Annotated in this window: 4 protein-coding genes; all 4 read right to left on the reverse strand. The window is 71.0% G+C overall.

The genetic code is table 11. The features are described 5' to 3' along the window. Window positions 1-497, reverse strand: a 497-nt coding sequence (locus F3J18_RS35985) for an ABC transporter permease subunit (RefSeq protein ID WP_166916893.1), incomplete at its 3' end; no start/stop codon positions are given. Next, entirely contained in the window at window positions 494-1,339 is an 846-nt protein-coding gene (locus F3J18_RS35990; protein ID WP_166916899.1) for a transporter substrate-binding domain-containing protein, read from the reverse strand. The genes F3J18_RS35990 and F3J18_RS35985, both read right to left, overlap by 4 nt. A 236-nt stretch (window positions 1,340-1,575) precedes the next feature. Continuing rightward, entirely contained in the window at window positions 1,576-3,240 is a 1,665-nt protein-coding gene (glgA, locus tag F3J18_RS35995; RefSeq protein WP_166916895.1) for a glycogen synthase GlgA, read from the reverse strand. Window positions 3,241-3,565: 325 nt separating this feature from the next. Next, a partial coding sequence (locus F3J18_RS36000) for an NrsF family protein (protein ID WP_166916897.1) occupies window positions 3,566-3,755 on the reverse strand: 190 nt, incomplete at its 5' end.

A 3,755-nucleotide genomic window follows, 5' to 3' on the forward strand; every position in this document is an offset into this window, starting at 1 on the left:
AGCGGCAGCTGCACGTGCCGCAGCCGCTGGCGCCGGCTGTAGCCGAGCGCGCGCGCCGCGTCGAGCGCGGCGGCCGGCACCGCCTCGATGCCGGCGCGCAGCGCCTCGGCATGGAAGGCGCCCTTGTGCAGCGAGATCACGATCACACTCCAGATGAAGGGCGTCAGGGGGTTGCCGCCGAGGTGGCGCAGCGCATTGCTGATCAGCATGTTGAGCACCAGGAAGGCGCAGAACAACTGCACCAGGGTGGGCGTGTTGCGCGTGAGTTCGACGAAGGCGCGCGCCGGCACGGCCAGCGCACGGTTCGGCGAGATCAGCAGCGCCGCCAGCGCCACGCCGGCGGCCAGGCTGCCGATCACGGTGGCGCCCGACAGCAGCAGCGTCACGCCGGCGCCGTGCAGGAAGGAGGCGAGTTCGTCGGGTTCGAGCGCGAAGCGGTAATCGAGGCCGACGCGCTGCAAGGCGCCGACCGCGCCGGCCAGCAGCGCGCCGCTCATGAACGCTGGGCCTGGAGCTTCTCGTGCAGGTCCAGCACCGCGCGCGAGGGCGTCATGCCATGGCGCTTCTCGACCTCGAGCAGCCAGCCGCTGCGATGCCATTGCTGCACGATCTTCTCGAGCGCGGCCTGCGTGTCGGCCTCGCCCTTGCGCACCCAGATCACCGAGGGCGACGGGATCAGCTCGTCGCCGCCGGCGATGGTGTAGTCCTTCCAGTCGGGATTGCGCGCCACCAGCAGGCGCAGCGTCGGCGCGACGTGCACGGCCGCCACGCAGTTGTTGCCGCGCAGCGCCAGCAGCGATTCGGGCTGGCCGCGGAAGGCCTTGACCTGGGCGCCGTATTGCTCGGCCAGCGGCTTGGTGTAGTTGCTGCCCTGCGAGACGCACACGGGCTTGCCGTGCAGATCGCTCCAGCCGTGGATGCCGCTGTCCTTGCGCGTGATCAGCGCCCCGCCGATCTCCTCGAAGGGCGTGGGCGGATGGCTGAGGATCTCGTCGCGCTCCTTGGTGACCTCCATGTTCGCGATCAGCGCATCGACCTTGCCCTGCTGGAGGAACTGCACGCGGTTCGAGGGCTGCACGGGCACCAGTTCGGCGCTCACGCCGAGCTGCCTGGCGACGTCATTGGCCAGGTCGATATTGAAGCCGACCGGCTTCTGCGTGGCCGGATCGAGCGAGCCGAACGGCGGCCCCGAGAGGATCACGCCGATGGCGATCTGGTGGCGCTGGTGGATGTGGTCGAGCGTGGCGTCGGCACGGGCCGACGCGGACCAGCCGGCAAGGCCGAGGGTGGCGCAAAGCGCGCCGGCGAGCAGTCGGCGAACGGAAACGGAACGGGGCATGGACATGGAGCGGCGCGGGTGATCGATACGGCCCGGCGCTCGCGAGGGGCCGGCGGATCCGCTCGGCATGGCGCGGACGCCGGGTTTCGGGAGCCGCTATTGTTGGCAGTTCGCCGCGATGGCGGAACCAAGAAATTTTCATACCGATATCGGCTGCCGGCATTTGCGCGAGAGGCCGGCGCCGCCCTGCCCGCGTCGATGCGGGCAGGTTCCGACGTGAGTGCTGAAGCGAGTGCTCAGGCCCCGCTGCTGGCCTGCTGCGTGGCGGCGTTGCCACCACGACGCGACGCCAGCCCGGCGCCGCCGTAGCGTTCGGCAGCCGGCTGCGGCCTGATCTGCGGCGCGGTGCTTGCCGGGCGCGCACGCGCCGGCTGCGCCGCCTTGCGTTCCTCGCGCAGGGCCGGCAAGTCGACCAGCGAGCGGTACAACTCGAGATAGCGCTCGGTCGGCCCGGCCCAGCTCGAATCGCGCTGCATCGCATTGCGTTGCAGGACCCGCCAGGCCTGCGGCTGGCCGAACGCATCGAAGGCGCGCTCGAGCGCCTGCACGATGTCCTCGGCGCGTTCGCCGTCGAACAGGAAGCCGGTGGCGCCCTGCTCCGGCGTGGCGCGTTCGTGCGCGTGCGGTGCCGCCTCGGCCGCGCGATGATCGACGATCGTATCGGCCAGCCCGCCCACGCGCGAGGCCACCGGGATCGTGCCGTAGCGCATCGCGTAGAGCTGGGTGAGCCCGCAGGGCTCGAAGCGGCTCGCGTGCAGCAGGATGTCGGCGCCGGCATGCAGCCGGTGCGCACGCGGCTCGTCGTAGCCGATATGCACGCCGAGCCGCCCCGGCCAACGCGCCGCGAGCTGGCGCAGCGCGTATTCGATGCTGGCCTCGCCCTGCCCCAGCACGGCGAACTGCGCGCGCGGCCAGCGCTCCAGCGCGGCCGGAATCGCCTCGCACAGCCGGTCGGCCAGCTTCTGCGTGGTCAGGCGGCTGCCGATCGCCACCAGCGGCGCGAACGGATCGGTCGGCAGTCCGTAGCTCTGCTGCAGCGCACGCTTGCAGGCATGCTTGCCGACCAGGTCGTCGACGCCGTAGCCCTGTGCGATCAGGCTGTCGTGGCGCGGGTCCCAGAGCGTGTCGTCGATGCCGTTGACGATTCCCGAGAGCTTGTCGCGATGCGCTTCCAGCACGCCTTCCATGCGATTGCCGAAGCGCGGCGTGAGGATCTCGCGCGCATAACGCTCGCTGACGGCCGACAGGCGGTCGGCATAGACGATCGCCGCCTTCATGCAGCTCAGCGCGCCGTAGAACTCGATGCTGTGCGGCTCGTGCGGCGCGGCGGCCAGCAGCTCGGACGGGATCCCCGCGTAGGGCGCGAGGCCCGGCGGATAGTTGCCCTGGAAGGCCAGGTTGTGGATCGTGAACACGCTGCGCGCCGGCGCGCCCGCCAGCTTCATCAGGAGCGGCGTGAGGCCGGTGTGCCAGTCGTGCGCGTGGACGATGTGCGGGCGCTTCACGCCGCGCACGCCCGAGGCGATCCGCGCGGCGGCCGCCGACAGCGAGGCGAAGCGCACGAAGTTGTCGAGGTAGTCGCGGCCGCCCTCGTCCTGGTAGAGGCCGCTGCCGCGATGGCCATACAGATGATTCATTTCCAGCAGCAGCACCGGCACGCCGGTGTCGGGCATCGCGGCGCGCCACAATCGCGCGTCGCCGCCGGGCAAATCGCGCAGGTAGCCGAGCGGCGTGGGCGCGAGCGCCTGCTCGAAGGCGCTTTCGTAGCCGGGCAGCAGGATCGACACGTCGATTCCGCGTTGACGCAGCGCACTCGCGCAGGCGCTGACCATATCGCCGAGACCGCCGCTCTTGGCGAGCGGCGCCGCTTCGGCGGCGACCATCAGGACATTTGGCGCCAAGGTAACTCCCAGTTCGGACAGGTGATGGACGGGCTTGGGTTGGCATGTCGTGGCATGCCGCCCCCTGGCTTTAGCAAGCTCCAAGCCAGGTCTGTCGAATGGAAGAAAAAAACGCGCGGGGCCGCGTCGCGTCATGCGGCGATGCGGCATGGATTCGCCGGCGCTCGGTAGTCGGCTTGCCTGGCCCTTGTAGTTTTGACATCGCCGCGACAGCGACTTGTACTTTTGGCCGCCAGGCTTGCGCGGCGCGGCATACCGGCGGGAATCCGGATACTCGCGCGCGGCTTTCCGGCGCTCGCCCGGCCCGCCGCCAGACAAGCCGGCGCTACCAGCGCAGCACGCGCCGCCCGAGCAGCCCGCCGGCCAGCGCCGGCACCGCCATCCCCACCAGGTACCAGAGCGCCCAGAACGGCACGGCCGTCTCGGGGCAGCGCAGGCAATACACCAGGGTGCCGATCGCGCCGGCCAGCAGCCCGGCCACGCGGCCGGCCGCGACGGGCCGGGTGGCGGCCAGG

This window comes from Burkholderia sp. Ax-1720 (genome assembly GCF_011753035.1).
Lineage (GTDB): Bacteria > Pseudomonadota > Gammaproteobacteria > Burkholderiales > Burkholderiaceae > Burkholderia > Burkholderia gladioli.

Coding starts and splice junctions, on each gene's coding strand:
- F3J18_RS35990 (WP_166916899.1), bottom strand. CDS start 1,339: ATGCCCCGTTCCGTTTCCGTTCGCCGACTGCTCGCCGGCGCGCTTTGC.